This is a genomic window from Nitrospiraceae bacterium, from assembly GCA_021373015.1.
GTDB lineage: Bacteria > Nitrospirota > Thermodesulfovibrionia > Thermodesulfovibrionales > UBA1546 > JAJFTJ01.
This window is the reverse complement of the sequence record JAJFTJ010000018.1, coordinates 90,471-115,775: the sequence shown is the minus strand read 5'-3', so window position 1 is coordinate 115,775 and position 25,305 is coordinate 90,471. Positions and strand designations below refer to the sequence as shown.

At 38.6% G+C, this 25,305-nt stretch carries 27 protein-coding genes; 23 read left to right on the top strand and 4 right to left on the bottom strand.

All coding sequences use genetic code 11. From position 1 onward, the window contains the following. The first annotated feature begins 1 nt into the window (after position 1). The 10 genes from LLF28_07765 (at position 2) to metG (ending at position 7,456) form a co-directional block, all read left to right on the top strand. Complete coding sequence (locus LLF28_07765; GenBank protein ID MCE5195324.1) at positions 2-640, top strand: hypothetical protein; 639 nt, start codon at positions 2-4, stop codon at positions 638-640. 178 nt (positions 641-818) lie between these two features. Further along, the gene (locus LLF28_07760) at positions 819-1,652 is read left to right on the top strand and encodes a 1,4-dihydroxy-6-naphthoate synthase (GenBank protein MCE5195323.1); all 834 of its coding nucleotides are present in this window, start codon (positions 819-821) and stop codon (positions 1,650-1,652) included. A 40-nt stretch (positions 1,653-1,692) separates the two neighbouring features. Then, on the top strand, positions 1,693-2,766 hold the full coding sequence (locus LLF28_07755) for an LptF/LptG family permease (protein MCE5195322.1): 1,074 nt from the start codon (positions 1,693-1,695) through the stop codon (positions 2,764-2,766). 2 nt (positions 2,767-2,768) lie between these two features. Next, positions 2,769-3,857 carry an LptF/LptG family permease gene (locus LLF28_07750; GenBank protein MCE5195321.1) on the top strand — a complete coding sequence of 363 codons (1,089 nt, stop codon included), beginning with the start codon at positions 2,769-2,771 and terminating at the stop codon, positions 3,855-3,857. Between the two features lie 42 nt (positions 3,858-3,899). Beyond that, positions 3,900-4,334, top strand: coding sequence for a hypothetical protein (locus LLF28_07745; GenBank protein MCE5195320.1), 435 nt, complete (start codon positions 3,900-3,902; stop codon positions 4,332-4,334). A gap of 49 nt (positions 4,335-4,383) precedes the next feature. Further along, complete coding sequence (locus LLF28_07740; protein MCE5195319.1) at positions 4,384-5,349, top strand: peptidylprolyl isomerase; 966 nt, start codon at positions 4,384-4,386, stop codon at positions 5,347-5,349. A 39-nt stretch (positions 5,350-5,388) separates the two neighbouring features. After that, positions 5,389-6,039, top strand: a complete 651-nt coding sequence (gene purN / locus LLF28_07735; protein MCE5195318.1) for a phosphoribosylglycinamide formyltransferase — start codon at positions 5,389-5,391, stop codon at positions 6,037-6,039. Positions 6,040-6,072: 33 nt separating this feature from the next. Continuing rightward, positions 6,073-6,654, top strand: coding sequence for a 16S rRNA (guanine(966)-N(2))-methyltransferase RsmD (gene rsmD / locus LLF28_07730; protein MCE5195317.1), 582 nt, complete (start codon positions 6,073-6,075; stop codon positions 6,652-6,654). Then, positions 6,651-7,136, top strand: coding sequence for a pantetheine-phosphate adenylyltransferase (gene coaD / locus LLF28_07725; protein MCE5195316.1), 486 nt, complete (start codon positions 6,651-6,653; stop codon positions 7,134-7,136). Before rsmD ends, coaD begins: the two co-directional genes overlap by 4 nt. Beyond that, positions 7,136-7,456: a methionine--tRNA ligase subunit beta gene (gene metG / locus LLF28_07720; GenBank protein ID MCE5195315.1), complete on the top strand. Its 321-nt coding sequence runs from the start codon at positions 7,136-7,138 to the stop codon at positions 7,454-7,456. Before coaD ends, metG begins: the two co-directional genes overlap by 1 nt. A 2-nt stretch (positions 7,457-7,458) precedes the next feature. On the opposite strand, the gene LLF28_07715 is transcribed toward metG, so the two are convergent. Further along, entirely contained in the window at positions 7,459-8,838 is a 1,380-nt protein-coding gene (locus tag LLF28_07715; protein MCE5195314.1) for an MBL fold metallo-hydrolase, read from the bottom strand. 118 nt (positions 8,839-8,956) lie between these two features. Between LLF28_07715 and LLF28_07710 the strand changes: the two genes are divergently transcribed. Next, positions 8,957-9,544 (top strand): hypothetical protein, encoded by a 588-nt coding sequence (locus LLF28_07710; GenBank protein ID MCE5195313.1) that lies wholly within the window; start codon positions 8,957-8,959, stop codon positions 9,542-9,544. Positions 9,545-9,546: 2 nt separating this feature from the next. Continuing rightward, positions 9,547-10,647, top strand: a complete 1,101-nt coding sequence (locus tag LLF28_07705; GenBank protein ID MCE5195312.1) for a hypothetical protein — start codon at positions 9,547-9,549, stop codon at positions 10,645-10,647. An 18-nt stretch (positions 10,648-10,665) separates the two neighbouring features. Here LLF28_07705 and LLF28_07700 read toward each other — a convergent pair whose 3' ends face one another. From LLF28_07700 to LLF28_07690, 3 genes are all read right to left on the bottom strand, one after another. Beyond that, a complete protein-coding gene (locus tag LLF28_07700) occupies positions 10,666-11,928 on the bottom strand; it encodes a hemolysin family protein (protein ID MCE5195311.1) in 1,263 nt (420 codons plus the stop codon). A 1-nt stretch (position 11,929) separates the two neighbouring features. Further along, positions 11,930-13,009 carry an isocitrate/isopropylmalate dehydrogenase family protein gene (locus LLF28_07695; protein MCE5195310.1) on the bottom strand — a complete coding sequence of 360 codons (1,080 nt, stop codon included), beginning with the start codon at positions 13,007-13,009 and terminating at the stop codon, positions 11,930-11,932. A 98-nt stretch (positions 13,010-13,107) separates the two neighbouring features. Further along, positions 13,108-14,343, bottom strand: coding sequence for a hypothetical protein (locus LLF28_07690; protein ID MCE5195309.1), 1,236 nt, complete (start codon positions 14,341-14,343; stop codon positions 13,108-13,110). A 166-nt stretch (positions 14,344-14,509) separates the two neighbouring features. Between LLF28_07690 and LLF28_07685 the strand changes: the two genes are divergently transcribed. From LLF28_07685 to murD, 11 genes are all read left to right on the top strand, one after another. Continuing rightward, positions 14,510-14,818, top strand: coding sequence for a hypothetical protein (locus tag LLF28_07685; GenBank protein ID MCE5195308.1), 309 nt, complete (start codon positions 14,510-14,512; stop codon positions 14,816-14,818). Positions 14,819-14,933: 115 nt separating this feature from the next. Continuing rightward, positions 14,934-15,278: a metallopeptidase family protein gene (locus LLF28_07680; GenBank protein MCE5195307.1), complete on the top strand. Its 345-nt coding sequence runs from the start codon at positions 14,934-14,936 to the stop codon at positions 15,276-15,278. Positions 15,279-15,453: 175 nt separating this feature from the next. After that, on the top strand, positions 15,454-15,906 hold the full coding sequence (gene mraZ, locus LLF28_07675) for a division/cell wall cluster transcriptional repressor MraZ (GenBank protein MCE5195306.1): 453 nt from the start codon (positions 15,454-15,456) through the stop codon (positions 15,904-15,906). Positions 15,907-15,918: 12 nt separating this feature from the next. Continuing rightward, a complete protein-coding gene (gene rsmH, locus LLF28_07670) occupies positions 15,919-16,791 on the top strand; it encodes a 16S rRNA (cytosine(1402)-N(4))-methyltransferase RsmH (GenBank protein MCE5195305.1) in 873 nt (290 codons plus the stop codon). Further along, a complete protein-coding gene (locus LLF28_07665) occupies positions 16,788-17,135 on the top strand; it encodes a hypothetical protein (protein MCE5195304.1) in 348 nt (115 codons plus the stop codon). The genes rsmH and LLF28_07665 overlap by 4 nt, the downstream gene beginning before the upstream one ends. A gap of 21 nt (positions 17,136-17,156) precedes the next feature. Further along, positions 17,157-18,857 (top strand): penicillin-binding protein 2, encoded by a 1,701-nt coding sequence (locus LLF28_07660; GenBank protein MCE5195303.1) that lies wholly within the window; start codon positions 17,157-17,159, stop codon positions 18,855-18,857. A 25-nt stretch (positions 18,858-18,882) separates the two neighbouring features. Further along, complete coding sequence (locus LLF28_07655; GenBank protein ID MCE5195302.1) at positions 18,883-20,373, top strand: UDP-N-acetylmuramoyl-L-alanyl-D-glutamate--2,6-diaminopimelate ligase; 1,491 nt, start codon at positions 18,883-18,885, stop codon at positions 20,371-20,373. 10 nt (positions 20,374-20,383) lie between these two features. Continuing rightward, positions 20,384-21,757: a UDP-N-acetylmuramoyl-tripeptide--D-alanyl-D-alanine ligase gene (locus tag LLF28_07650; protein ID MCE5195301.1), complete on the top strand. Its 1,374-nt coding sequence runs from the start codon at positions 20,384-20,386 to the stop codon at positions 21,755-21,757. Beyond that, the gene (mraY, locus tag LLF28_07645) at positions 21,747-22,829 is read left to right on the top strand and encodes a phospho-N-acetylmuramoyl-pentapeptide-transferase (GenBank protein ID MCE5195300.1); all 1,083 of its coding nucleotides are present in this window, start codon (positions 21,747-21,749) and stop codon (positions 22,827-22,829) included. The genes LLF28_07650 and mraY overlap by 11 nt, the downstream gene beginning before the upstream one ends. Positions 22,830-22,831: 2 nt before the next feature. After that, positions 22,832-23,911: a D-alanyl-D-alanine carboxypeptidase gene (locus LLF28_07640; protein ID MCE5195299.1), complete on the top strand. Its 1,080-nt coding sequence runs from the start codon at positions 22,832-22,834 to the stop codon at positions 23,909-23,911. Next, positions 23,895-25,304, top strand: a complete 1,410-nt coding sequence (murD, locus tag LLF28_07635) for a UDP-N-acetylmuramoyl-L-alanine--D-glutamate ligase (protein MCE5195298.1) — start codon at positions 23,895-23,897, stop codon at positions 25,302-25,304. Before LLF28_07640 ends, murD begins: the two co-directional genes overlap by 17 nt. Position 25,305 lies beyond the last annotated feature (1 nt).

Below are 25,305 nucleotides of genomic sequence, written 5' to 3'. Positions count from 1 at the left end.
TGTGAAGAACCACAAACTTATCGAAATCTACAAGAAACTCTACAAGGCTTTCGGTCATCAAGATTGGTGGCCGGGAGACTCGCCTTTTGAGGTGGCAGTCGGAGCAATCCTTACTCAGAACACAAACTGGGGAAATGTCGAGAAGGCAATCAATAATCTGAAAAAAGAAAAGGCTTTGAAGGCAAAGACAATTCATGAGATGCCTGTAAAAAAACTGGCATTATTAATAAGACCTGCCGGTTATTTCAATGTCAAGTCAAAGCGTTTGAAGTCATTTATAAACTTTCTCATGAACGATTATCATGGAAGCATGCAGAGATTGAAAAAAGACAAGATGAATTCTCTCAGGCAGAAACTTCTTTCTGTTAATGGGATAGGCCATGAAACAGCAGATTCGATTCTGCTCTATGCACTTGATAAACCAATCTTTGTAATTGATGCTTACACAAAGAGAGTGCTCTCGAGGCATAAGATTCTCGGATATGATGAGTCTTACGAAAAATTTCAGGAGCTTTTTCATTCATCTCTAAAAAGAGATGTTAAGTTATTTAATGAATATCATGCGCTCTTTGTAAGGCTCGGGAAAATGTTTTGTAAGACAAAGCCGGATTGTGAAGGTTGTCCATTGAATTTAATATGATTGACATACAAGGGATAACATTTTCGCTCTCGCAGAGTCGTACCGACATTCTCGGGCTATTGCCCTCCGAGGTATTTTGCCTCTTGATTAAACAATTTTTACTGTCAGATTATCGGCAAAGTAAAACCGCTCAAATATCATCCCTTGTATGTCTGATAAGAAAAAGCAGGACTGAACAATGAAAATTCTTTCTCTCGGATATTCTCCATGCCCAAATGACACATTCATTTTTTATGCGCTTGTGCACAAAAAAATCGATACTGGCGATTTAAGATTTAATGAGATGCTTCTTGATGTCGAGGCTTTGAATCAAAAAGCAGAAAAGACCGAACTTGATATAACAAAAGTTTCTTATCGGGCATTTGGAGAATTCAGGGATGATTATTGTCTTCTTCGCTCTGGCGGAGCGCTCGGCAGAGGCTGCGGTCCTATTGTTGTTTCTCAAGAGAATTACAGAATGGAAGATTTAAAAGGCAAGAAGATTGCGATTCCGGGAAGGCTAACAACAGCATTTCTTTTATTGCAGCTTTATGACCCTTCATTCAAAGACAATGTTGAAGTCATGGTTTTCAGCGACATCATGGAGGCTGTGAAAAACAAAAAAGCGGATGCCGGTTTGATAATACATGAGAGCAGATTTACATATCCTTCATACGGACTAAAGCAGGTGATCGACCTTGGCGAATGGTGGGAAAAAGAAACAGGGCTGCCTATTCCCTTGGGATGCATGATCGCAAAAAGAACTTTTGGAAAAGATCTGATAAATAAAATTGACAGGATGATAAAGGATAGTGTGCTCTATGCAATGAGCCATAGGAATGAAACAAGAAAATATATAAAGGAACATTCGCAGGAACTCGATGATGATGTTATCGATAAGCACATTAATCTCTATGTTAATGATTATTCAATTGACACAACCGATGATGGAATCAAAGCAATTGAGGAACTTTTCAGAATTGCAGAGGGAAAGGGTATAATCCAAAAATCCTCAAAGCCGATTTTCATATGAGAGATGGTGTAAAATACTTATCTAAAGATTTTGTCTGAACATGAGAATATATACAATACATAAAGAAATACTAAAAGAACTTGCGCTTACATTTTGCCTGAGCGTGGTTGCACTTAATTTTATACTGATGATGGAGAAGATTCTCAAGTTAAGCAGACTCTTCTCTGTTGTAGGCGCTTCTTTTTTTGATTTGGTAAAAATTATTCTTTATCTTCAGCCGCCGATGCTAATACTCACTCTTCCAATGTCTCTTCTTGTAGCAACTCTGATTACATACGGAAGGATGAACACGGATAATGAGATTATAATCCTGAAGTCAAGCGGTATGCATTTTAGAATGATTGCCATGCCTGTGTTTGCACTCGGGATAAGCTGTTTTCTTGCAGGCATACTTGTCAGTTTTTATCTCGGACCTGCAAGCATGATAAAACTCAGAGAGACAGTCTCAAATGTTTTGACAAGCAGGGCTCCAGCTGCAATTGAGGAAGGAGTTTTCACAAGTATATTTAAGGATATTATGGTTTATGTTAAGAATAAACCGGAATCAAACACGGTAAGAGAAGTTTTTGTTTATGATGAGAGGAACAAAAAAGAGCCCAAAGTCATAATGGCAAAAGAAGGGAAGATATCAGTCACTGATGAATTTAGAATGTCTTTTTATCTCAAAGACGGCTATATACATTTCGTTAAAGGAGACAGTTCAACAGAGGTTTATTTTGCTGGATATAATATGTCAATGGGTTTTTCCGGCGATCCGCCCTCAAAAAAAAAGAATGAGCTTACACCACTTGAGCTTTATAATGAATTCAAAAAACAGTCAGGGCAGGATGCTGTTTCATTTATTCTTGAATTCCACAGGAGACTGTCTCTGCCTTCGGTCTGTCTTTTGCTGATGCTTCTTGGTCCGCCGCTTTCGCTTATTGCCGGAAAGACAGGAAGATTAGGCGGGCTTACTCTGGGACTCTCTGTGTTTGTTGCTTTTTATATTTTACTTATATATGGAGAGAATATGGCAAGAAACGGAAAGATAACTCATTATCTTGGCGGATGGGCTCCTGTAATAGTGCTTGGAATATTAGCCGTATTTCTATTCAGAAGGGAAAGCAACAAATAAAAATGCTAATAATTCAGCGTTACTATTTAAAAGATTTTTTTAAGGTCTTTGGAGTTCTCGGGGCCGGACTTGCTGTTGTCTTCAGCCTTTTAGAACTTATTAATAGGGTAGATGAACTGCTTCCTTACAAACCATCATTTGGGAAGTTGCTTCTCTACACTTTGTATAATTTCCCCAAAAATTTTCTTTATCTTCTTCCACTTGCTGTTCTCCTCTGTAGTCTTTTTATCTTCAGCCAGGCAATAAAGAGAGAAGAGATAACTGCAATCAGGGCAGCAGGAGGAAAGTTAAAAGAACTGTTAAGACCTTTTTTAGTATGCGGCTTGTTATTAAGCTTATTCGGTTTTTTCCTCGCAGAGATAATAGTTCCTGAGGCGTCTAAAAGATCTTTAGAGCTGAAAGAAAAGATTATGAAAAAAGACAAGAGCTTTTCTTTTAAAGAAGGAACCGTATGGCTAATGGCATCAGGCGGTACAATTGTCAAGATAGGTTTTTATTATCCTGAGAAGAATTTTTCGAGGAATGTGAGCATTTTCAAGCTGGCTAACGGAGGGCTTCAGGAGAGGATTGAGGCAGAAGAAGGAGAATGGATAGAGGGGGAAGACAAGGGATCAGGACAGGGAAGAATGAAATTGAAAAAAGTAATTGTTTATGATATGCAGAATAGTTCTGTAAAAAAATATGACGAAATGGATTATCCTATGGCTGAATCCCCGTCTGTTTTTGCCGGAAATATACTAAAACCTGAGGATATGGGAATAATAGGATTTTATAAATATACAAAGAAGCTTGAAGAGGCGGGCTTTAAAAATCTGAAGCTCACAGTTGATCTGAATTCAAGGGTTGCATACCCTCTTATTAATTTCTTCATGATAATGCTTGGAATTTCCCTGCCAATGGCAGGAAGGATGGGTGGAGGGCTTGTAACAACAGCAATAGGCATTGGAATTAGCCTTGCTTACTGGTTCAGTCATGCAATGTTTTTGTCAATGGGATACACAGGAATTCTTCCGCCTTTTGTGTCTGCCTGGACTATTCCTTCTGTATTTTGTATTGTTGCAATCGCTCTTTTCAGAAAAATCCACGAATGAAGCTTTCTTGACATATTTCGGGGTAATACATAAAATTTAGGCATGGGTGAATCTGAAAAAGTTGTCTTAAGGTTTAATGACGGGAAGGTATTGAAGGGGCATATCGAGAATTTTTCAGAAACTTCTTCTGAGGTTATTTTTGAAGATAGTGACGGCAAGGGAATTCTCTCAGTCTCACTCGATAAACTCAAGGCAATATTTTTTGTTAAGTCATTTGAAGGCGACAGTAAATATATAGAAAAAAAGAAATACGGGATAAGACAGACTGAAGGCAGAAAAATTTACATAAAATTTGCAGACGGGGAATCGCTGGTAGGATATGTTAAGGGAGATACTCCATGGGGAAAAGGTTTTTTTATATCTAAACCCGATGAAAAATTAAAAGGCTTTTTCCTTATTCCAACCGACACAGACAGCAATAATATAAGGACATTTGTAGTAAGGTCATCTGTAAAAGATATTACAGCCCTTCCATGAAGGGTACTGCTCTAAAAATAAAAAGCACCAGGAATTAAGAATGAAAACCATGAAAAAAATTATCAGATTGTTTGTTATAACAGCTTTGTTTTTGATTTCCATATACAGCGTGAGTTCTGATGCTTCCATTCTTCTGGACAGAGTTGTGGCTATTGTGAATCAGGATGTCATAACATGGGGCGATCTTTATAAAGCCATGGAGTTTGAGGCAAGCGAGAAGATGCGCGGGATAAAGCCTGAGGAAAAAAGAAAAATATTCAAAGAAAGCGAAGGATTTTTTCTCGAGAGCATGATTAATATGACGCTTCAGTTACAAGCAGCGAAACAAGTGGGAATTAATATTTCTTCAGAAGATGTTAATGAGGCGATTGCTGATATTAAAAAGAAATATAATTTGGATGATGCTGCATTGGTTGATTTTTTGAAAAAAGAAGGCATGACCTTAGATGAATACAAAAAGAAACTTGCCGAGCAGTTAATGATTGGCAGGATTATTACACAGCAGGTAAAAAGCAAGGTTGTTGTCAGTGATAAAGATGTGGAGAAATATATACTTGAAGGCAATGACCCTGTTCTTCAGGGAGAAGCTTACAAGATCAGCCAGATATTTTTCAAAAATCCATCAGTCAATACTGACAAAAAAACACTAGAGGAAAAGGCAAATACACTGATACAGAATGTAAAGGGCGGAACAAATTTTGCTGATGCTGCAAAAAAATACTCAGAGGATTCATCATCAAGTCTGGGCGGGGATCTTGGTTTTGTTAAAAAAGATGCAATGGCAAAAGAATTTGCTGATGTAATAACAAAAATGAATGTTGGCGACATAAGCGAGCCGTTCTGGACTGCAAACGGACTTCATATTGTAAAGCTGCAGGAAAAGATTGAGCAGTTGAGCGGGACTGCACTGAAGGACAAAGCAAAGAGCAGACTTTATGAAATATATTTTGTGCAGAAATATAAGAATTGGCTGCGCGGTCTCAGAGACAATTCCAGCATTGAGACAAAACTCTAAACACCTGAATAAATTGTATAGAACGGAGGTTATCCTGCCATGTTGAAAATAGGCGTTCTTGCATCAGGACGCGGTTCTAATTTTCAGGCAATAATCGATTCCATTAAAAAAGGCGCTGTCAAGGCAAAGATAAAAATACTGATAACAGATGTTCCTTCTGCTTACGTTGTTGAGAGGGCTAAAAAACACAGTATAGATCATCTTTATTTAAATCCCGCTGCATTTGAGACAAAAAATGATTTTTTTTCAGCGATTGCTGATGAGCTTAAATCAAGAGATGTTGAACTGGTGGTGCTTGCAGGATTTATGAGGATTGTTAAAAAACCCTTAATAGATGCATTCAGAAACAAGATAATAAATATCCATCCTGCGCTTCTTCCTTCATTTCCAGGGCTTCATGGGCAGAAGCAGGCACTTGATTATGGTGTGAGAATTTCCGGCTGCACTGTTCATTTTGTTGATGAAGGGATGGATACAGGTCCGATAATCATTCAGGCAGCGGTTCCGGTTCTGCCCGATGATACTGATGATGCGCTTTCAGAGCGGATACTCAGTTATGAGCATAAGATTTTTCCTGAGGCTATAAGGCTTTTCGCTGAAGGCAGACTTGAAATGCGAGGCAGAAAAGTTTTTATAAATAAGCATGCGGCCAAGTCCTTGAATATAGTAAATCCCCCATTAAAGAAATAGATTCAACACAAATATTTCCGATAGAATAAATATATGAAACTGCGAATATCAGGCGGAGAGTTTAAAGGCAGAAAGATAAGCTCAAAAAAAAGAAAGACTTCTTCTAATGATCAAGACTCATTAAGGCCTACTTCGGCAAAGGTAAGGGAATCGATATTCAACATAATTGCAGGGATTCACGAAGGGTTTATATTCATTGACCTGTATGCAGGGACAGGCGCAGTTGGCATCGAAGCAATAAGCAGAGGAGCGGCAAAGGTTTTTTTTATCGAGACAGACAGAAAAAGATCTTCGTATATTCAAAAGATGATCGATAAGTACAATTGCGCTGACAAAGCAGATGTTACATGTTCTTGCGCAGATGATTTTATAAGAAATGCGATTGATGAAGGCATGAAGGCTGATGTGATCTTTGTTGATCCGCCTTATCATTCGAATGAGCTTGATAATATAATGGAGATTTTGTCTGATGGCCAGATGCTTAGCGATGATGGTATAATCATTGCCGAGCATCATTCAAAAAAGAAATTGTCTGAAGAGACAGGGAATCTCAGGCAGAAGAAGACTTATAAATACGGTGATACAACATTAACTTTGTTTAGGAAGGCAGAATGAATAAGGTAGCGGTATGCCCGGGCACATTTGACCCGATAACAAACGGCCACATTGATATTATCAAAAGAGGGCTCAGAATATTTGATGAGGTGATTGTTGCGATCACCACAGCCCAGAAAAAACAGCCGTTATTCACAGTTGAAGAGAGACTGGAAATCATAAAAGATGTTTTCAAAAATTGCAAAAATGTAAGAGTGGAAAAATTCGACGGTCTGCTTATTGACTATGTAAAAGCAAGAAGCGGACTCAGCATAATAAGGGGCTTAAGGGCTATATCTGATTTCGAATATGAATTTCAGATGGCTCTGATGAACAGAAGACTGAACCTCTCTGTCGAGACTGTGTTCATGATGCCGTCTGAAGAATATACATTCCTTACGTCAACTATAATTAAAGAAATTGCATCATTCGGAGGCACAGTAAAGGGACTTGTTCCTCAAGTTGTTGAAGAAGCTTTAAGAAGAAAATTTAGGAGGCAGTAGTGATCACGATTGAGGATTTTACAAAGATTGAATTGAAGATCGGTAAGGTGTTAGAAGCAAACAGGGTGGAAGGCTCTAATAAATTAATTGTAATGAAGGTAGATACAGGCGAGGAAAGGCAGATAGTGGCAGGAATCGGCAAGGCATATGCGCCTGAAGAACTTATCGGCAAGTCTATTGTCGTTGTAGCAAATCTCGAGCCTGCAAAACTTATGGGTGTTGAATCTCAAGGAATGCTTCTTGCCGCATCTGATGACGAAGGAAAGCTTTCTGTGATTTCTCCTGAAAGAGAAGTCAAGGCAGGGGCAAGGGTAAAATAAGATCACAACTCAAAAATCTCTCCTTTATCAGGAACATGGGTTTTAAAGCCGAAGCGTTCTTTTATTAATTCAGCGAACTTTAAGGCTGTTTCCTCTTCACCATGCACAACGAATATCTCAGGATGATCTTTGAATTCCTCGAGCCACTCGAGAAGTTCTTTCTGGTCTGCATGTGCAGAGAATCCTCCAAGTGTGTATATCCTTGCCCTGACAGCAATGTTTTCTCCAAGCACAGGCACAACCCTTGAACCATCAACAATCTTCCTGCCTAATGTTCCCTTTGCCTGAAATCCTGTGAATATAACACTGCTCTCGGACCTCCAGAGATTATGCTTAAGATGATGCTGTACTCTTCCTCCTTCGCACATTCCGCTTCCTGCAATGATTATTGCCCGAGATTTTATTTTATTCAGAGCCATTGATTCCTCGACTGAATGTGTAAATGTAATCTTTATGCCATCAGAAAGACCCTGATTAAGAAGACTCTTTGCTTCTTCATCATAGAGTTCTGGATGCGAAAGATATTTTTTTGTTATCTCTTCAGCCAACGGACTGTCGATATATACATTAATTTTATAAAGTCTCTTTTCGCGGACGAGTTGATTCAACACATAGAGAAGATCCTGAGTTCTTCCAACTGCGAATGCAGGGATTATGACATTGCCTCCTCTGGTGAATGTTGTCTTTATTGCTTCAGCAAGCTCATTAACAGTATCGTCAAAATTTCTGTGAAGTCTGTTGCCATAGGTTGATTCGATCACAATATAATTAGCATCAGATGTAATTGCCGGGTCATGCATTATAGGATTGCCTTTTTTCCCAATGTCGCCTGAGAAGAGAATTTTCTTTTTCTGCGGACTATCCTGAAACCAGAGTTCAAGGCTGGATGATCCCAGTATATGACCGGCATCAACAAATCTGAATGTGATTCCCTTTCCTTTGTGTTCAATCTGTCTGTATGGAACTCCTTTAAAGAATTTCAGGGCTTCTTCAACATCTGCAGTTGTGTAAAGAGGTTCGACAGGTTCTCCGCCTGAACGCAATGCCTTTCTTGTAAGCCATGCAGCATCTGACTCCTGAATGTGTGCAGAATCAAGAAGCATAGGCTTAACAAGATCTAATGTTGCAGGAGTTGATATGATATCTCCCCTAAAGCCTTCCTTAACAAGTTTTGGTATCATTCCGCTATGGTCCATATGCGCATGTGTCAGTAAAAGATATTCGATTTCTGATGGATTAAAAGAAAATGGATTTTTGTTGGTTGTATGTGAATTATTTCCCTGAAACATCCCACAATCGACAAGTATTTTAGTCTCTGCTGTTTCAAGAAAGAAACAGCTTCCTGTTACTGTTTTGGCTGCACCTAAAAATTGTATCTTCAAAAATCACCTCTTATAATCAAATTATAATCAAAGAATAAAATTTATTTAAAAAATTTTAACAGTTTTATTATAAAATGTGTATATGCGAAAAATCTATTTGTATGGATGGATTTTTGTTTTGCCTATGCTTTTTGCATCCTGCGCATCAACCAAGACTCAGCAGGGAATTGGCGCTGGAGAACTTAAAAACAGCCTTCCTGTGTTTGAGAAAAATTTGTTGGAAGATGTCGGGTCAATTGCAGTCTTGCCATTTTACGGAGATAAATATAATTGGAAGAATGTCACATACAATGTGCTTTTATCCAAATCAAAGACCTCAGTGATTTCAAATGAAAAAACTGAAAGAGCGGTAAAGGAAAATAAAAAGGACATCTCAAACCTTAAGCCTGATAACAGGGTGGAAATCCTGAGCAGAATAGGTAGATCATTGCAGTCAGATGCTGTTCTCAACGGAGTTATTCTGAGCAGCGGAGGTAATAATGAGATCGTACTTCAGCTGGTTTCATCAATTGACGGAAGGATACTATGGTGGCAGGCAGTTAATTTCCAGCTTGAAGACAATCAGATAGCCCGCTCTGAGCAGATATTAATAATCAGAAAGATGCTAGAACCGGTTTTTTTGCATTTAGGTAAAAGTTCAAAATCAAAGATTATTGATAAAACACCGGAAACAGATAAAAAGTCTATTGAAATAAGCCCTATGTGATCATGGAACCGACCCTTAAAATCATAATGCAGTGCCCGAAGTGTCTTAAGGAATTTTCCCTTGATACCGGCTATTGTGAATCATGCTCGGTTATGCTTGAACCAATAGAGATGCAGGAACAGGATTCTTCTGAGAAGAAAGCAGTAAAAAAGAAAACGCTTAAAGATGACCTGAGAGGTGAAAAGCTGGAGGATGTAAAGATAGATTCTTTGAAAGCTGACATAGAAAGCAAGTTCATATCAGCGTTGCTTCATGAAAAATTTCAGCTCGAAAAAAGACTGGCAAACAAGCAAAAGACATTTACTGAACTTCAGGGCAAGAAATCAGACATGGATTATTCTGATTACATAAATGATTTTGAGAAGAAAGAGACAGAGATAGATGACATTGCAAAAAAAACAGAGAAGATCAAGGCAATGCTTTATAACCTAAAAAGGAAGGTTGAGGCTGATATATCGAATCTTGTTTTAAAAATAAACAATATCCCCAAACAGAGTTTTTTCTGGTTTCTGACTGCAAATGGCCGTTATCGTGATATGCTTGTTTCCGAACTGAATGTAAAAAAAGCGCTTATGAATATCATGTCCGGGAAGAAGTCCCGTCATTATTTCCGGTTGAAGAAAATTAAGAGAATCTTTTTTTTGTTTTTATTTTCGGTTTTGATTTCACTCGGCATTTCATTTTATTTCATTGCGAATTTTTACAGGGAGCAGGTGCAGATAATAAGCGGAACACAAAAAGAGAACATAAGCAAAGCTTCAATCGAGAAAGAACATGTAATTGCCCTGCTCGAAGACATAAAAAGCGCTAACTTTAGAGGCGATATAAAATTGTGGGAATCAAGATATACAAAACAATATCTCAAATCTCAAAACAGGAGGCAGCAACAGATTGAACAATGGAAGAGATTTAACTTCAAGGCCTTGGATTACAAACTTGTGAATTTAACACAGAAAGGTGATAAGGCAAGCGGAGTCATTGTCTGGAATATGGAACTCATATCAAAAGGCAAAAAGCAGGGGAAGATAATCACTCAAAAACTTTATGCGGATTTTATATTAGAAAACGGTATGCTCAAAATCAGTTCAGTGAGAAAAGAATAGAAGACGATAATGGGCAGATTAAATTTTTGTAATCTTGAGTTTTGCTATTTTCTTGTCTTCCATTTCCAGTATGAGAAAACGGAGATTGTGATATCTGACCTGCTCGCCTATTTTAGGAAGTCTTCTGAATAACCCGAAAACAAATCCTCCGATTGTATGAAAATCGCCTGTTAAAACTTCAGTCCCGACGAGCTCATTTACTTCATCGATGCCTGTCTGACCGGCAACTATAAAAGTTCTTTCGTCGATAACTTCAACTTCTTTTTCTGATTCCATTCCCTCGAATTCGTCCTGAAGTCCTCCGACGATTTCCTCAATGATATCTTCGAGTGTTATTAACCCAGAAGTCCCTCCGTATTCATCAACGATTATCGCGATCTGGAATTTATTTTTCTGCATCTCATCAAGAAGCTCAGTAGCCATTTTGTTTTCAGGAATGTAATAGGCTTCTCTTACAAGATCTTTTATTGACAGGTTTTTCTGTATGTTTTTCTTAGAGGCTTTTATCAGTATATCTTTTACATAGAGAATGCCTACGATGTTGTCTATGTTTTCCATGATAACAGGATAACGAGAATACCCTTCTTTGGAAACAAGTTTTAATGCATCGTCAACAGTCCCATCAAAAGGTATCGAGACTATTTCTGTACGTGGGACCATTACTTCTGTGACGACCTTGTCTCCGAACTTAAATACATTATGCAGCATCTCTTTTTCTTCTGTTTCAAGCGTGCCTTCTTCTTCACCGATCTTTATCATTGTCTTTATCTCTTCTTCTGTAATAAGGGCTGATACAGGCCTTGCTTCTCCGCCGAATAATTTGATGATGAAGTTAGATGATACTTTAAATATCCATACGAGAGGAGATAAGATTTTAATATAAATCTCAAGGGGTGTTGCGAGGAACAAAGAGACCTTTTCGGCATAAGTCACTGCAAAGGTTTTGGGTGCAAGTTCTCCAAAAACAACTGTGAGAAATGTCATCACTATTGTTGCTATGATTATCCCGTCTTCTCCAAAATATTCAAGAGCCAGTGCTGTTCCTATTGAGGTTGCAAGCACTGTAAAAAGATTTCCTGACAGGATTACGGCACTGAAGAGCTTGTCATGTTCGTCGAGTATCTTCTGAACAACCTTTGCTCTTTTATCGCCTTTCTCAAGAAGATTTCTTATGCGGATCTTGTTTACAGCAATGAAAGAGGATTCAGAACTCGAAAGTATTGCTATCGCGAAAAGCGAAAATGCAACGACGAAAAGAAGAAATATAATATTAAGTTCCATCCTATTGTTTTAGTTTCTTAATGATTTCATCAGCGACTTCTGATGTTTTTGCAGCGCCTGGGTCGTCAGGCCTTGACTTCATGTCATAGGTTACGTGTTTCCCTTCCTCTATAACGCTTGCAATTGCATTCTCAAGTTTTTGTGCGGCATTTGATTCATTAAGATGTCTCAACATCATAACTCCTGAGAGCATCATAGCAATTGGATTAATCTTGTTCAAGCCTTTGTATTTTGGAGCGCTGCCGTGTGTCGGCTCGAATACTGCTATCTTATCTCCGATATTTGCGCCTGGGGCAAGACCAAGCCCACCAATCAAACCTGCGGCAAGGTCTGAGAGTATGTCACCGTATAGATTAGGCAGTACAATGACATCATAAAGTTCCGGCTTCTGCACCAGCTGCATGCACATGTTGTCCACAATCCTGTCTTCAAATTCTATGTCAGGATATTTTGCAGCCACATTTCTTGAAACTTCAAGAAAAAGACCGTCAGAAAATTTCATTATATTTGCTTTGTGCACTGATGTGACCTTCTTTCTTTTGTTCTTTCTTGCGTATTCGAAAGCAAATTTTACTATTCTTTCAGTGCCATAAACAGATATTGGTTTAATGCTTATGCCAGAATCATCCCTTATATTATTTTTTGTAGAGGTTTTTATAAATTCAATAAGTTTTTTTGTTTCGTCTGAGCCTTTTTGAAATTCGATTCCAGCATACAAGTCTTCTGTATTTTCCCTGACAATAACAAGATCTATATTTTCGTATCTGGAGCGTACGCCCTTAAAGCTTTTGCAAGGCCTCAGGCAGCAATAAAGATCCAGTTCCTGTCTTAAGGCAACATTTACGCTTCTGAATCCCTTCCCAACAGGTGTTGTAACAGGACCTTTAATCGCAATTTCATTTTTTCTTATAGAGTCGATTACGCGCTGAGGAAGCGGGCTGCCTTCTTTTTGATAAACTTCTTCTCCTGCATTCTGGACGTCCCATTCTATTTTTACGCCTGTTGCTTCTATCACTCGGGTTGTTGCGTCTGAAATCTCAGGTCCTACGCCGTCTCCTGGGATAAGGGTTATTTTATACATTGAAGAGATCTCCTTGAACTTAGTTTAATCGAATTTAGGATCAAACAGCCGAGGATTTAAAAGTGAATTCAGAAACTTAAATCCTCGACCACTTAGTTTTAAGCGTTAACAATCATTATCTGTTTTGCAATATCTGGATAAGTTGCTATGAACTTAAGTTCATCGTCAGTAAGAGGTTTCTGTGTATGGAGGTTTGCATATTGAACAAGTTCTAGAACTCTTCTTGCTTCATTGTCATCGCTAAATGCTATCCCCAGCTTGTCATACACGTGTCTGAATCCCTTTATCCCGCCGTATTCGCCAGTAGTTATTATTCTTCCGGTCTCTAGAAGTTCAGGTTCTCCTCTTCCAACATCTTCAGGATCATACAGTTCATAGTTTCTTCTGTCTTTTAGGGCGCCGTCAGCATGAATCCCTGATTCGTGCGCAAATGCATTTGAACCGACTCCAGGCTGATTTATAGGTATTGGAAGATTAAAAGCATAGGATGCATATTTTGCGATTCTCCATGCTTTTTTGAGATCTACGTGTTCATCAAGATGAATTTTTTTGCTCAGGCCATGAGAAAATTTTAGCGCCAATATGGTTGATACAAGATCGCAGTTTCCGCAGCGTTCTCCGTATCCGTTAATAGTTGTGTTTATGTATGTGTCAACACCGCCTTCAAGCGCGCCCTGCGCACCTGCGACTGACACAGCTTCACCCATCCCGAGATCATTGTGGCAGTGCATTTCTATAGGGAATTTTGTTGCCATAGCAAGGGCCTTTATTCGTTCATAGATTGTTATAGAGTCATCTGTTCCTAATGTGTCGCAGTATCTGAATCTGTCTGCTCCGGCGTCTTTTCCTGCAAGAACGAATTCTATTAATCTGTCGAGTTCTGTTCTGGATGCATCTTCGGCATTCAGTCCCACAGTTTCAGCGCCTAATTCTTTGGCAAGTTTCACAGCCTCAATAGCTGTTTTTGTTACGTCTTTAAAGGTTTTTTTGCCCTGAAATTTTCCTTGGATCATTATCTCTGATGTAGATATCGATATATTCAGATGTTTTATGTCAGGACAATTTTTTAAAGTAAGTTTTATGTCTTCCGGTACTGCCCTGCACCATCCTTCAAGGTGGATTCTCTTGATCCCGCCTCTTTTTGCGAGTTCCAAATTGGCATTTATATAGTTAACTTCGTGCTTCAGAGTAGGGAAGCCGATCTCGCTTTGGTAAACTCCCATCTCATCAAGATAAATGTTAAGCATTGTCTTTGAGAGCTTGGGAAGAAGTATCCTTGATGTCTGAACTCCGTCCCTATTTGTTACATCGATAAGATAAACTTTGTTTTTCATCTTTGTAGCCTCTTGAATTTATTAATTTTATTGAATGTATAGTATACCCAAACATGGCTAATATTACAAATTCCAATTTTTTCAGCTTTTAATTGCACTGTGAATATACTATAATTTTTTTGTGGTATAAATGATAATAAAGCAAGTAAATAAGGAGGTGATACAGGTGAGAAAGTTGACAGCGCTTTTAATAGCAATCATTTTCGTGTTTGGAATTTCTGTAGCTGTTTTTGCTCAGATGCCTGGGCAGGGGCAAAAGGGTCCGTCTGGTGCCAAGACTAAGGCAGGACTGACATTTGAAGACAGAAAGGCAAATTTTTTGTCGATCATTGACGAGAGGATTAAAATTCTTCAGGATGCAAAGGCATGTGTGACAGCTGCAAAAACACCAACAGAGATGCAAAAATGCAGACAGCAGATTAGAGCGGAGCAGAAAGAACTAAGACAAGATATAAAAGAAGGCAAAAAGAAATAACTTGTCTTGAATGTCAGCTGATGGAGACAGCAGGTTGAATTGCCTGCTGTCTCCATTTTTTGTTCTTAAGGTAAAATATAATATGGGCTTTAAAGTCAGCAGAGAATATTTTCAAATGTTTGCTGAAAAGGCAGTGGAGACACTGCCTGAAGAATATAAAAAATATTTTACTAATATCACGATTTTTGTAGAAGACTATCCGGGCAAGGAAGAAAATCATGGTTTAAAAAGAGGCGAGCTTCTTCTGGGACAGTTCAGCGGCGTGCCGTATCCTGAGAAAAGAAGTTTTTTTGCAGTTATATATCCCTTGCCTGATAAGATAACTCTTTTTCAGAGAAATATTGAGAGCATTTGTTCGAGTGAGCAAGAATTAATGAGACAGATACAGCAAACTCTTATTCACGAAGTAGGACATTATTTTGGATTGTCAGAAAAGAAGTTAAGAGAGTATGAGGATTAATCTGTAATTTTTTTGATTTCTCACAAAAATCTGCTTGATAAATATCTGTATATTGTGGCTGTAATATTTAGCTAACACAAAATATAGTGACACCGTAATTTTATCCATTTTCCCTATTGACAAGCACCCTCTCTAAGCATATATTAGTGGTAAAAAGTGGTAGAAGGTGGAGGAGATGCCTGCTTTTTCAGGTAAATATTATTACACACTTGACCCAAAGGGCCGAATAATCATACCTGCTCTTTTCAGGGAAATCATTTCTGCTAATTACAGCTCAAAACTTTATATTGTTAATTCTGCATTCGACAAATGTCTGAATATTTATCCTTCAGAAGAATGGGCGAGACTTGAAGAAAAAGTAAGGTCAATGCCGAAGATGGATGAGGCAGTCAAATTTTTTATGAGAAGGGTTATTGCATCTGCTGTTGAAGCGGAGATAGACAAACAGGGAAGAATACTTATTCCCGCTGCCCACAGGGAAGACTCCTCGATCAGCAGCGATGTTGTTATAGTCGGCCAAATAGAAAAGATTGAGCTGTGGGACAGGAAAGAATGGGATGCAATGGTGGATCCTTCAAAGATAGACAAAAAAGCTGTTGAAGAAAGACTGGTTGGTTATGGTCTTTAGGAGTTGTTAGCTGTGGATATAGTTCATCTCCCTGTTATGTTGAGGGAGGTGGTTATGTTGCTGAAGCCAGAGCCTGGGGGGGTATATGTTGATGCAACAGTCGGACTCGGCGGACATACAGAAGAGATACTCAAATATCTCGGAGAGGGCAGGATCATCGGAATTGACAGAGATGAGGAAGCCCTTAGCAAAAGCATGAGCAAGCTGAATGACAAAAGGCTTGTCTTGAAGAAGGGAAAATTCTCAGAGATAACCAAACTTGTCAATGAAACAGGAGCAGGGAAAGTTGACGGAATATTGTTTGACATCGGGACGTCAATGTTTCATCTGAAAACTCCAGAGCGAGGTTTCAGTTTCCTTTCTGATGAGCCTCTTGATATGAGAATGGATAAAACACAGGAACTGACAGCTCAATATATTGTTAATAAATATTCTGAAGCAGAGATAACAGATATCCTGTGGGAATATGGCGAAGAAAGATTATCCAGAAAGATAGCAAGATGGATCGTGGAGAATAGAAAGAAGAAAAAAATAGACACATGTTTGGAGCTTGCAAATCTGGTCAGCCGCGCATATGGGGGAAGAGGAAGAATTCATCCCGCAACAAGAACATTCCAGGCCTTAAGAATTGCAGTAAATGATGAATTGAATGAACTTAAAAAAGGGCTTGATTCATCAGAAGGAATTTTAAAAAAAAGCGGTAGACTTTGCGTTATTTCCTATCATTCGCTTGAGGACAGGATAGTTAAGAACTTTCTGCGTGATAAAAGCAAACAAGGCGTATTTAACATTTTAACAAAAAAACCTCTGGCTCCATCATATGTGGAGACAAAGTCAAATCCCTCGGCAAGGAGCGCAAAACTCAGAGGAGCGGAAAAATTATGATTAATGTTCATCAGAGAAACATTTTTTCATATTTTGTTTTCCCAATTTTAGTAGTTGTTCTCTTATTTGGAATTTTTATGATTGTGTGGCTTAGGTCAAATGTCAGGACAGTCGAATACACGATTGCTGAACTCGATAATAAAAAAATGGCAGAGCTCAAAGAAAGAAAATCATTGATGGCTGAGAAAGCCGGATTGTTGTCTATACAAAATCTTAAAGAAAAAACCGGCGGCAAACTGGCGCTTGTCTTTCCTGACAGAACAAAAGTTGTGTATGTAAAGAAAGGTGAAAAATTCATACCGCAGCAGACGTCATTTGACGGGAGGAAAACATCTGAGAATTAAATATAAAGGAAATATATATTAATGAGAAAGAGAGCCATAATCCTTAATACCGCAATAGTTTTTGGCTTTGTTGCGGTATTTTTTCGTCTGGTCGACCTGATGGTTCTTGATCATCAAAGACTTGCAGCAAAAGCAAATATGCAGCAACTTAAATCAGAAGACATACAGGTAAGACGAGGCTTGATCTTTGACAGGAGGGGAAGAGAACTTGGCGTTAATGTTGAAGTGGAATCGCTGTACTGTGACCCTGATACAATAGCGTCACCCAAGACTGCTGCTTACAATATCTCAAAGGTTATAAACAAGAACCCGAAGGCTATAATGGCGAAATTTTCCACGAACGGAAGATTTGTCTGGATAGAAAGAAAGATTGAGCCTGATATGGCGGCAAAGATAAAAGAGATGGATATAAAGGGTGTGAGTTTTATGCGTGATTCAAAAAGACTCTATCCAAATGGCCGACTCGCCGCTCATGTAATTGGCACGGTCGGCATTGACAATCAAGCGCTAGAAGGTGTTGAGCTTAAATACGATAAGTTTCTAAAAACACCAGGAGGGAAAATTTTTGTCTCACGTGATGCCAAAGGAAGAATACTTTCTACAGGCAAGGATATTGAATCAAAGGGAAATAATCTTACCCTGACCATAGACGAGGGATTACAGTATATAACAGAAAAAGAACTTGATAATGCCATGCTTCAGTGGAAGGCAAAGGCTGCAACAGCCATAATGATGGATCCGCTCACAGGAGAGATACTGGCGCTTGCTAACAGACCTTCATATGACACGAATAATGCCTTGAAAGCAAAAGACCAAGAGAAAAGGAACAGGGCAATAACTGATCTTTATGAGCCTGGTTCCACGTTCAAGATAATTGTTGGCACAGCTGTACTGGAGGAAAAACTCGTTAACCTGAATACCAAATTTGACTGTAGAAAAGGTGAAATCAATATGGGAAATGCTGTTATACACGATTCCCATAAAAATGGTATTCTCACATTCAAGGAAGTAATCCAGAAGTCTTCCAATATCGGATCTGTAATGCTGGGGATGAAGTTAGGAAAGGAAAAACTTTATAATTATACAAAGAAATTCGGGTTCGGAGAAAAAACAGGAATAGATCTGCCAGGAGAAGTATCAGGTTTAATAAGGCCGATTGCAAAGTGGTCGCAAGGTTCTATAGGTTCTATATCCATAGGACAGGAAGTTGCAGTAACTCCTCTTCAGGTTTTAAGAGCATATTCCACAATAGCTAATGGAGGCATGCTTGTAACTCCGCATGTAGTCTCGGAGATAAGAACTCCGGATGGTAATCTTGTTTACAAATTTCCGCAAGAAGACAAAAGAGCCGTTATTTCAAAACAGACAGCAGATACTTTTAAAGAAATATTAAAAACTGTTGCAGAAGAAGGCGGCACAGGAAAAAGCGCATCTGTAAAAGGCAGCAAGGTTGCAGGGAAAACAGGAACAGCGCAAATAATTGACCCTAGAACGCGCAGATATTCAAAAGAAAAATATGTAAGTTCCTTTGTTGGATTTGTTCCGGCAGACAATCCCAGAATAGCGCTCATAGTCGTTGTATATGAGCCCAAAGGTCAGATATACGGCGGTGTTGTTGCTGCTCCAGTTTTTAAGGAGATAACAAAACAGGCACTTTCATATCTTAATGTGCCTGAAGATGATCAAGATCAGAAAAATCTTATGGTTGTTTATAAAAAATAGATGTCAGGAGATTTTTTAAAATAGAATGAAATTAAAGATGCTTATTAAAGATATGAAGACAAAAAAGATACAGGGGGACACTGATATCGAGATATCAGGTTTAGCCTATGATTCCAGGAAAGTAAAAGAGAGAGAGTTGTTTATTGCGATAAAAGGGGAAAAATCTGACGGACACAGGTTTATTTCAGATGCGATAAATAAAGGCGCAGCTGCAGTTGTATATGAGTCGCTGGATGAAGGCATGGAAAAAACTTTCGAGAAATCAGTGTTAATTAACGTAAAAAACAGCAGAGATGCGCTTGCATTCATATCAAACAATTTTTACGAAAGACCATCAGAAAGATTGAATGTAATAGGGATTACAGGCACGAATGGGAAAACAACTACAACTTATATTATGAAATCAATACTTGAGGCAGCAGGCAGAACTGCAGGTCTCATAGGAACAATAAATTATATTGTCAGGGAGAAATGCTATGAAGCGCCTCACACAACTCCAGAGGCCATTGAGTTCCAATCAATATTAAAGAATATGGCCGAAACAGGATGCAGCGATGTTGTCACGGAAGTATCATCGCACGCGCTTGCACAGCGGCGTGTTGATTACACGCATTTCAAGTGTGCTGTATTCACGAATCTTACGAGGGATCATCTGGATTTTCATATAACAATGGAAGATTATTTTGATGCAAAAAAAAGACTATTCAACGAACTTCTTTTAGATAACGGGAGTGCAGTAATAAATTTTGACGATGTTTATGGAAAAAAACTAATTGGGATGACAAAAAATAAGATGCTTACTTACGGAATGGCAAAAGGTGCGGATATTATTGCGTATGATGTTAAAGATTCTTTTGAGGGATTGAGGTTCAAGATTAACTTTGAGTATGAATCTCACAACATCGAATCAGCCTTAAGCGGGATACATAATATCTATAACATACTTGCAGCTGCAGGCGCTGCTCTCAGCTTTAATATCTCGTGGGATTTAATAACAGAAGGCATAAGACAAATGCATTCTGTCAGAGGCAGATTTGAGAAGGTCGATGCCGGACAGGAATTTTTGTGTATTGTTGATTATGCTCATACAGATGATGCGCTTCAAAGGTTGATCATCACTGCAAAGGAACTAATGAAAAATGCTGAGCGCAATGGAAAGATAATAACTGTATTTGGATGCGGCGGCAATAGAGACAAGGGCAAGAGACCTAAGATGGGAGAAGAGGCTGCAAGACTAAGCGACTATGTTGTCATAACGTCTGATAATCCAAGAAACGAAGATCCAATAGAAATAATTAACGAAATAGAAAAAGGCATGACTAAAAAGAATTATTTAATAGAACCTGACAGGAGGAAGGCAATAAAAAAAGCAGTAAGCATGGCAGAGAAGAATGACATCCTTCTTATTGCAGGCAAGGGGCATGAGGACTATCAGGAGATAAAAGGCATAAGACATAAGTTCAGCGACAGAGAGGAAGCTGAAAAAGCGATAAAAGAGAGATTTAAAAGTGTTTGAGACATTGATTATGAATATATTAAAAATAGATGACATTATCAAGGCAACAAATGGAAAGATAATCTACGGCAATGGGAACTCTCCTGTGTTTGCAGGAATTTCAATTGATTCAAGAACAATCAAGAGCAATGAACTTTTTATTGCCTTGAAAGGCTTGAACTTTAACGGTCATGATTTTCTTTATAAAGCGCTTGAAACAGCAAGCGGCGCTATCGTGAGCATCCCGCCTGCAGAACCGGTTAAAGGAAAAACAATTATATATGTAAATAACACACTGAAAGCGCTTCAGGATATAGCGCATTACATACGCATAAATAAGGGTGTGCCTGTTGTTGGAATTACAGGCACAAACGGCAAGACAACAACAAAAGAACTTATCGCTTCTGTACTTGGCACAAGATATAAAGTCCTTAAAAATGCAGGGAATCTGAATAACCATATCGGTCTCCCTCTCAGCCTTACAAATTTGACCGACGAATACGGAGTTGTTGTTCTTGAAATGGGTGCAAGCATGATTGGAGACATCAAAGAGTTGTGCAGGATTGCAGAGCCTGACTATGGTGTAATTACAAATATTGGAGAGGCACATCTTGAAGGATTTGAGAGTCTTGAAAATATAAGAAATACAAAACTGGAAATCCTAAAAACAGTTAAAGGGATTGCGGTTAATGCAGATGATTCTTTTCTTATGGAAGGAATTTATAAAGCTGATTACAAAGGCAGGATTACTACATATGGAATAGAAGATAATGCGGATATTCATGCAAAAGATATTGTTGTGAATGAAAGATATTCAAGTTTTTATCTTTCAGTTGAGGGGTCGAAATATACAGAAGTCAAATTAAATGTCCCCGGTGAGTTTAATATCTATAATGCGCTTGCAGCTGCAGCAATAGGCGATATGTTTAATCTTCCTCCATACCTGATCAAAGAAGGCATAGAATCTTTCACCGGACTTCCGATGAGGCTTGAGATAAAAGACATTTTTGGAGCAACGGTTATAAGTGATGTTTACAATGCAAATCCATTATCGATGGAAAAGGCATTAAAAGAACTTTCAAGAATGAAGAAAAAAAGAACCATAGCAGTTCTTGGCGACATGCTTGAACTTGGTGCATATGCTGAAGATGCGCACAGAAAAACAGGAGAACTAATGTGCGAACTTCCCATAGATATATTTATAGCAGTTGGTCCGCTAATGTCGGTGGCTGGCTCTGCATTTGCCAGATCAGGGAGACAGACAATAATGGTTTCTGGTTCCCAAGAAGCTGCGGAAGCCTTGAGAAATATTCTTAATCCTGGCGACACTGTTCTTATAAAAGGATCAAGAGGGATGAAGATGGAAAGAGTTCTTGTTAACAAGGGGGAAGAGGATGCTTTATAGCCTGCTTTACAGTCTTCATGAGGTAATTTCACCATTAAATGTTTTCAGATATATAACTTTCAGAACAGCGCTTGCAATGGCAACAGCAATGGTCATTACATTTATAATTGCTCCCAAAATAATCAAAAAACTGAAGACTTATAGTCTTACGCAGCAGATAAGAGACGATGGTCCAAAGATGCATGCGGGAAAAGCAGGAACTCCAACTATGGGCGGGCTTATAATTCTTATCGCAATATTAGGCACAGTATTGTTATGGGCTGATCTCACGAATAAATATATATGGGTAATGATTTTTTCACTCGCAGGATTCGGGACAATAGGATTTATCGATGATTATCTTAAGATCTCAAAGAAGAATTCCAACGGCCTGAGCGCAAGATATAAATTCGGGATCCAGGTACTTATTGCACTTGCGGTAAGTATTTTTTTGTATACAGACCCAAAAGATCCATTCAATGATGTTCTGAGCATCCCTTTTTTCAAGAAATGGCTTTTTGATCTGGGACTTTTTTATATCCCATTCTCTATTCTTGTTATAGTAGGCTCTTCAAATGCAGTGAATCTGACAGATGGAATAGACGGTCTTGCCTCAGGACTTGTTGCTGTTGCTGTGCTTGGCACAGGGATACTTGTTTATATCTCAGGAAATGTCAAGTTCTCGCAATACCTTCAGGTGCTTTATCTTCCTAGCACAGGAGAGCTTACAGTATTCTGCGGCGCAATATTCGGAGCATCGCTTGGGTTTTTATGGTACAACTCATACCCTGCTGAAATATTTATGGGAGATACAGGCTCGCTTTCCTTGGGAGGCCTGCTTGGAACACTTGCTGTAGTAACAAAGCAGGAACTTGTTCTTGCAGTCGTAGGAGGGATTTTTGTAATAGAAACTCTTTCAGTAGTTTTTCAGGTCGCATCATTCAAGCTGACAGGGAAAAGAATATTCAAAATGGCGCCCATACATCATCACTTTGAATTAAAAGGGTGGCCTGAATCAAAAGTAATAGTCAGATTCTGGATAGTCGGGATAGTGCTTGCACTCCTGAGTCTGGCAACGCTTAAGGTGAGGTAATTATGAAAGATAAAATAAAGATTAAAAAACCAAAAATTAAAATCAGCGAGAAAATTATTATTATTATTTTTGTTTTTGCATTCCTGATTTTTACTTTTTTATTTTCAACAGCATATGCACAGGACATATCGTCAAAAGCTGCTTTGGTCATGGAGGCATCAACAGGAAGAATATTATTTGCAAAGAATCCTAATCTCAAGCTTCTTCCTGCAAGTACAACAAAACTTGTCACGGCTATGGTGACACTTGACAGAAAAAATATGAATGATACTGTCGTCATAAGCGAAAAAGCAGCAAAGATACCTTTGAAATACAGAGACAATGAACAGAAATTCAAGGCAGGCGAAAGTGTTCTGATCGGCACACTGCTCTATGCAGCGCTTCTCATGTCAGCAAATGATGCAGCATTTGCACTTGCAGAGGGAGTTTCAGGCTCTGAGGCGGGATTTGTTGATCTAATGAATAAAAAAGTTTCCTCTATAGGCGCAGCCCATACAAAATTTATTAATACAACAGGACTTCCGGGAAAAGGCCAGCAGATAACAGCTTATGATTTAGCAAAGATAATGAGATATTCACTTAAGTATCCTGAAATAAGGGAGATACTTAAAACAAAAAAAACAGAGATATTGATGTCAGAGGGAAGGGCAGTTATGCTTGAAAACACAAATATGCTTTTGTGGTCTGATGAGGGAGCCCTTGGAGGCAAGACAGGTTATACAAAGGCTGCAAGACATTGTTTTGTTTATGCAGGCGAGAGAAACGGAGAAACAATAATTGTAGCTATTCTTGGCGCGCCCAACAGGAATACTCTCTGGCATGAAACAGAAAAACTTTTGGCAAAGGGAGTGGATGTGCTTGCAAATAATGAACAGCCAATGGTCTATTTTACAAAAGCTGATTATATGCAGGGGACTAAAAAAACAGTTTATAAAAATTACAGCAATAAAAAAATAAAAACAAAGAAAAAGTATAGAGATACTGGCGTGGATCAGAAAGATGAGAATAATTATTCTGGAAAAGGCGTGAAGATAAAAGGCACTACAATTTCGGGGAACGGAAAAAATGAATGTAAAGGATAAAAAAATCGTTGTTTTTGGACTGGCAAGGAGCGGAGCAGGCGCTGCTAATCTGCTTGCATACATGGGTGCTCAGGTTACTGTAACTGACAAAAAATCAGAGACAGAATTAAGCAAATACACCAAAAATCTTCTGCCTTCTATAAAGTTAAGCCTTGGCGGACATCCTGATGAACTTATCTATCAGGCGGATATTGCAGTGATAAGTCCTGGGGTCTCTCTGGATATTGCGCCTTTGAAAAAAGCCAGGGGAAAGGGAATAAAGATTATCGGTGAACTTGAGCTTGCATTTCAGATAATAAATCAAGAAATTCCGTTCTTTGCAATAACCGGAACTAACGGCAAATCAACTACAACAACACTACTTGACCTCATGTTTAAGAATGCAGGTGTTAATTCTTTGTGCGGAGGGAATATTGGAAATGCTCTTACCGAAGAACTTTTCAAAATGCTCAGCGCTAATAAAAAAATAAACAGCACTGACTGTATTGTTGCAGAGGTTTCTAATTTCCAACTCGATACTATCGAGACCTTCAGACCAAAAGGCGCAGTGATTTTGAATATAACTCCAGACCATCTGGACAGATATAAATCAATGGATGAATACAGAGACTCAAAAGCAATGATATTTCTAAATCAGAGGAAAGAAGATTATCTTGTTTTGAATGCAGATGATGCGGAAACAATGAATGCTTATAAAGGAAAAATCGGTTCAAGAGACGAGAAAACTTTTCCTGATATATTTTTCTTCAGCAGAAAAGAGAAAGTTAAAGGTCTTTATTTTAAAGATGGATTTATATTCTGCAATCTTCCTGAAATTGATTTGGGAGTCTCTGATAACAAGCTTATATCTGCTGAAGAAATAAAGATTAAAGGCGTCCACAACCTGGAGAATGCCATGGCTGCTTCGGCCATGGCTCTCCTTGCAAAATGCCCTGCAAATGCAGTTGTAAAAACACTGCGTGAATTCGCAGGGCTTGAGCACAGACTTGAATTTGTACGAGAGCTGGAAGGCGTTACTTATATAAATGATTCTAAGGGGACAAATGTAGGCGCAGTTGAAAAATCACTTGAAGGTTTTTCAAAACCAGTAATCTTGATTGCAGGAGGAAGGGATAAGGCAGGAGATTTTTCTGTGCTAAGGAAGCTTGTAAGAGAAAAAGTGAAAACACTTGTATTGATTGGCGAGGCAAGGGGAAAAATAAAAAAAGCCCTTGGGAATATCACTGATGCCAAATTTGCAGATACTCTCATGGATGCAGTCATAATCTCTAGAAACTCCGCTTCAAAAGGAGATGTGGTTCTCTTGTCCCCTGCATGCGCAAGCTTCGATATGTTCAAAAGTTTTGAAGACAGAGGTGAACAGTTTAAAAAGATAGTTAAGGAGCTTGCCTGAT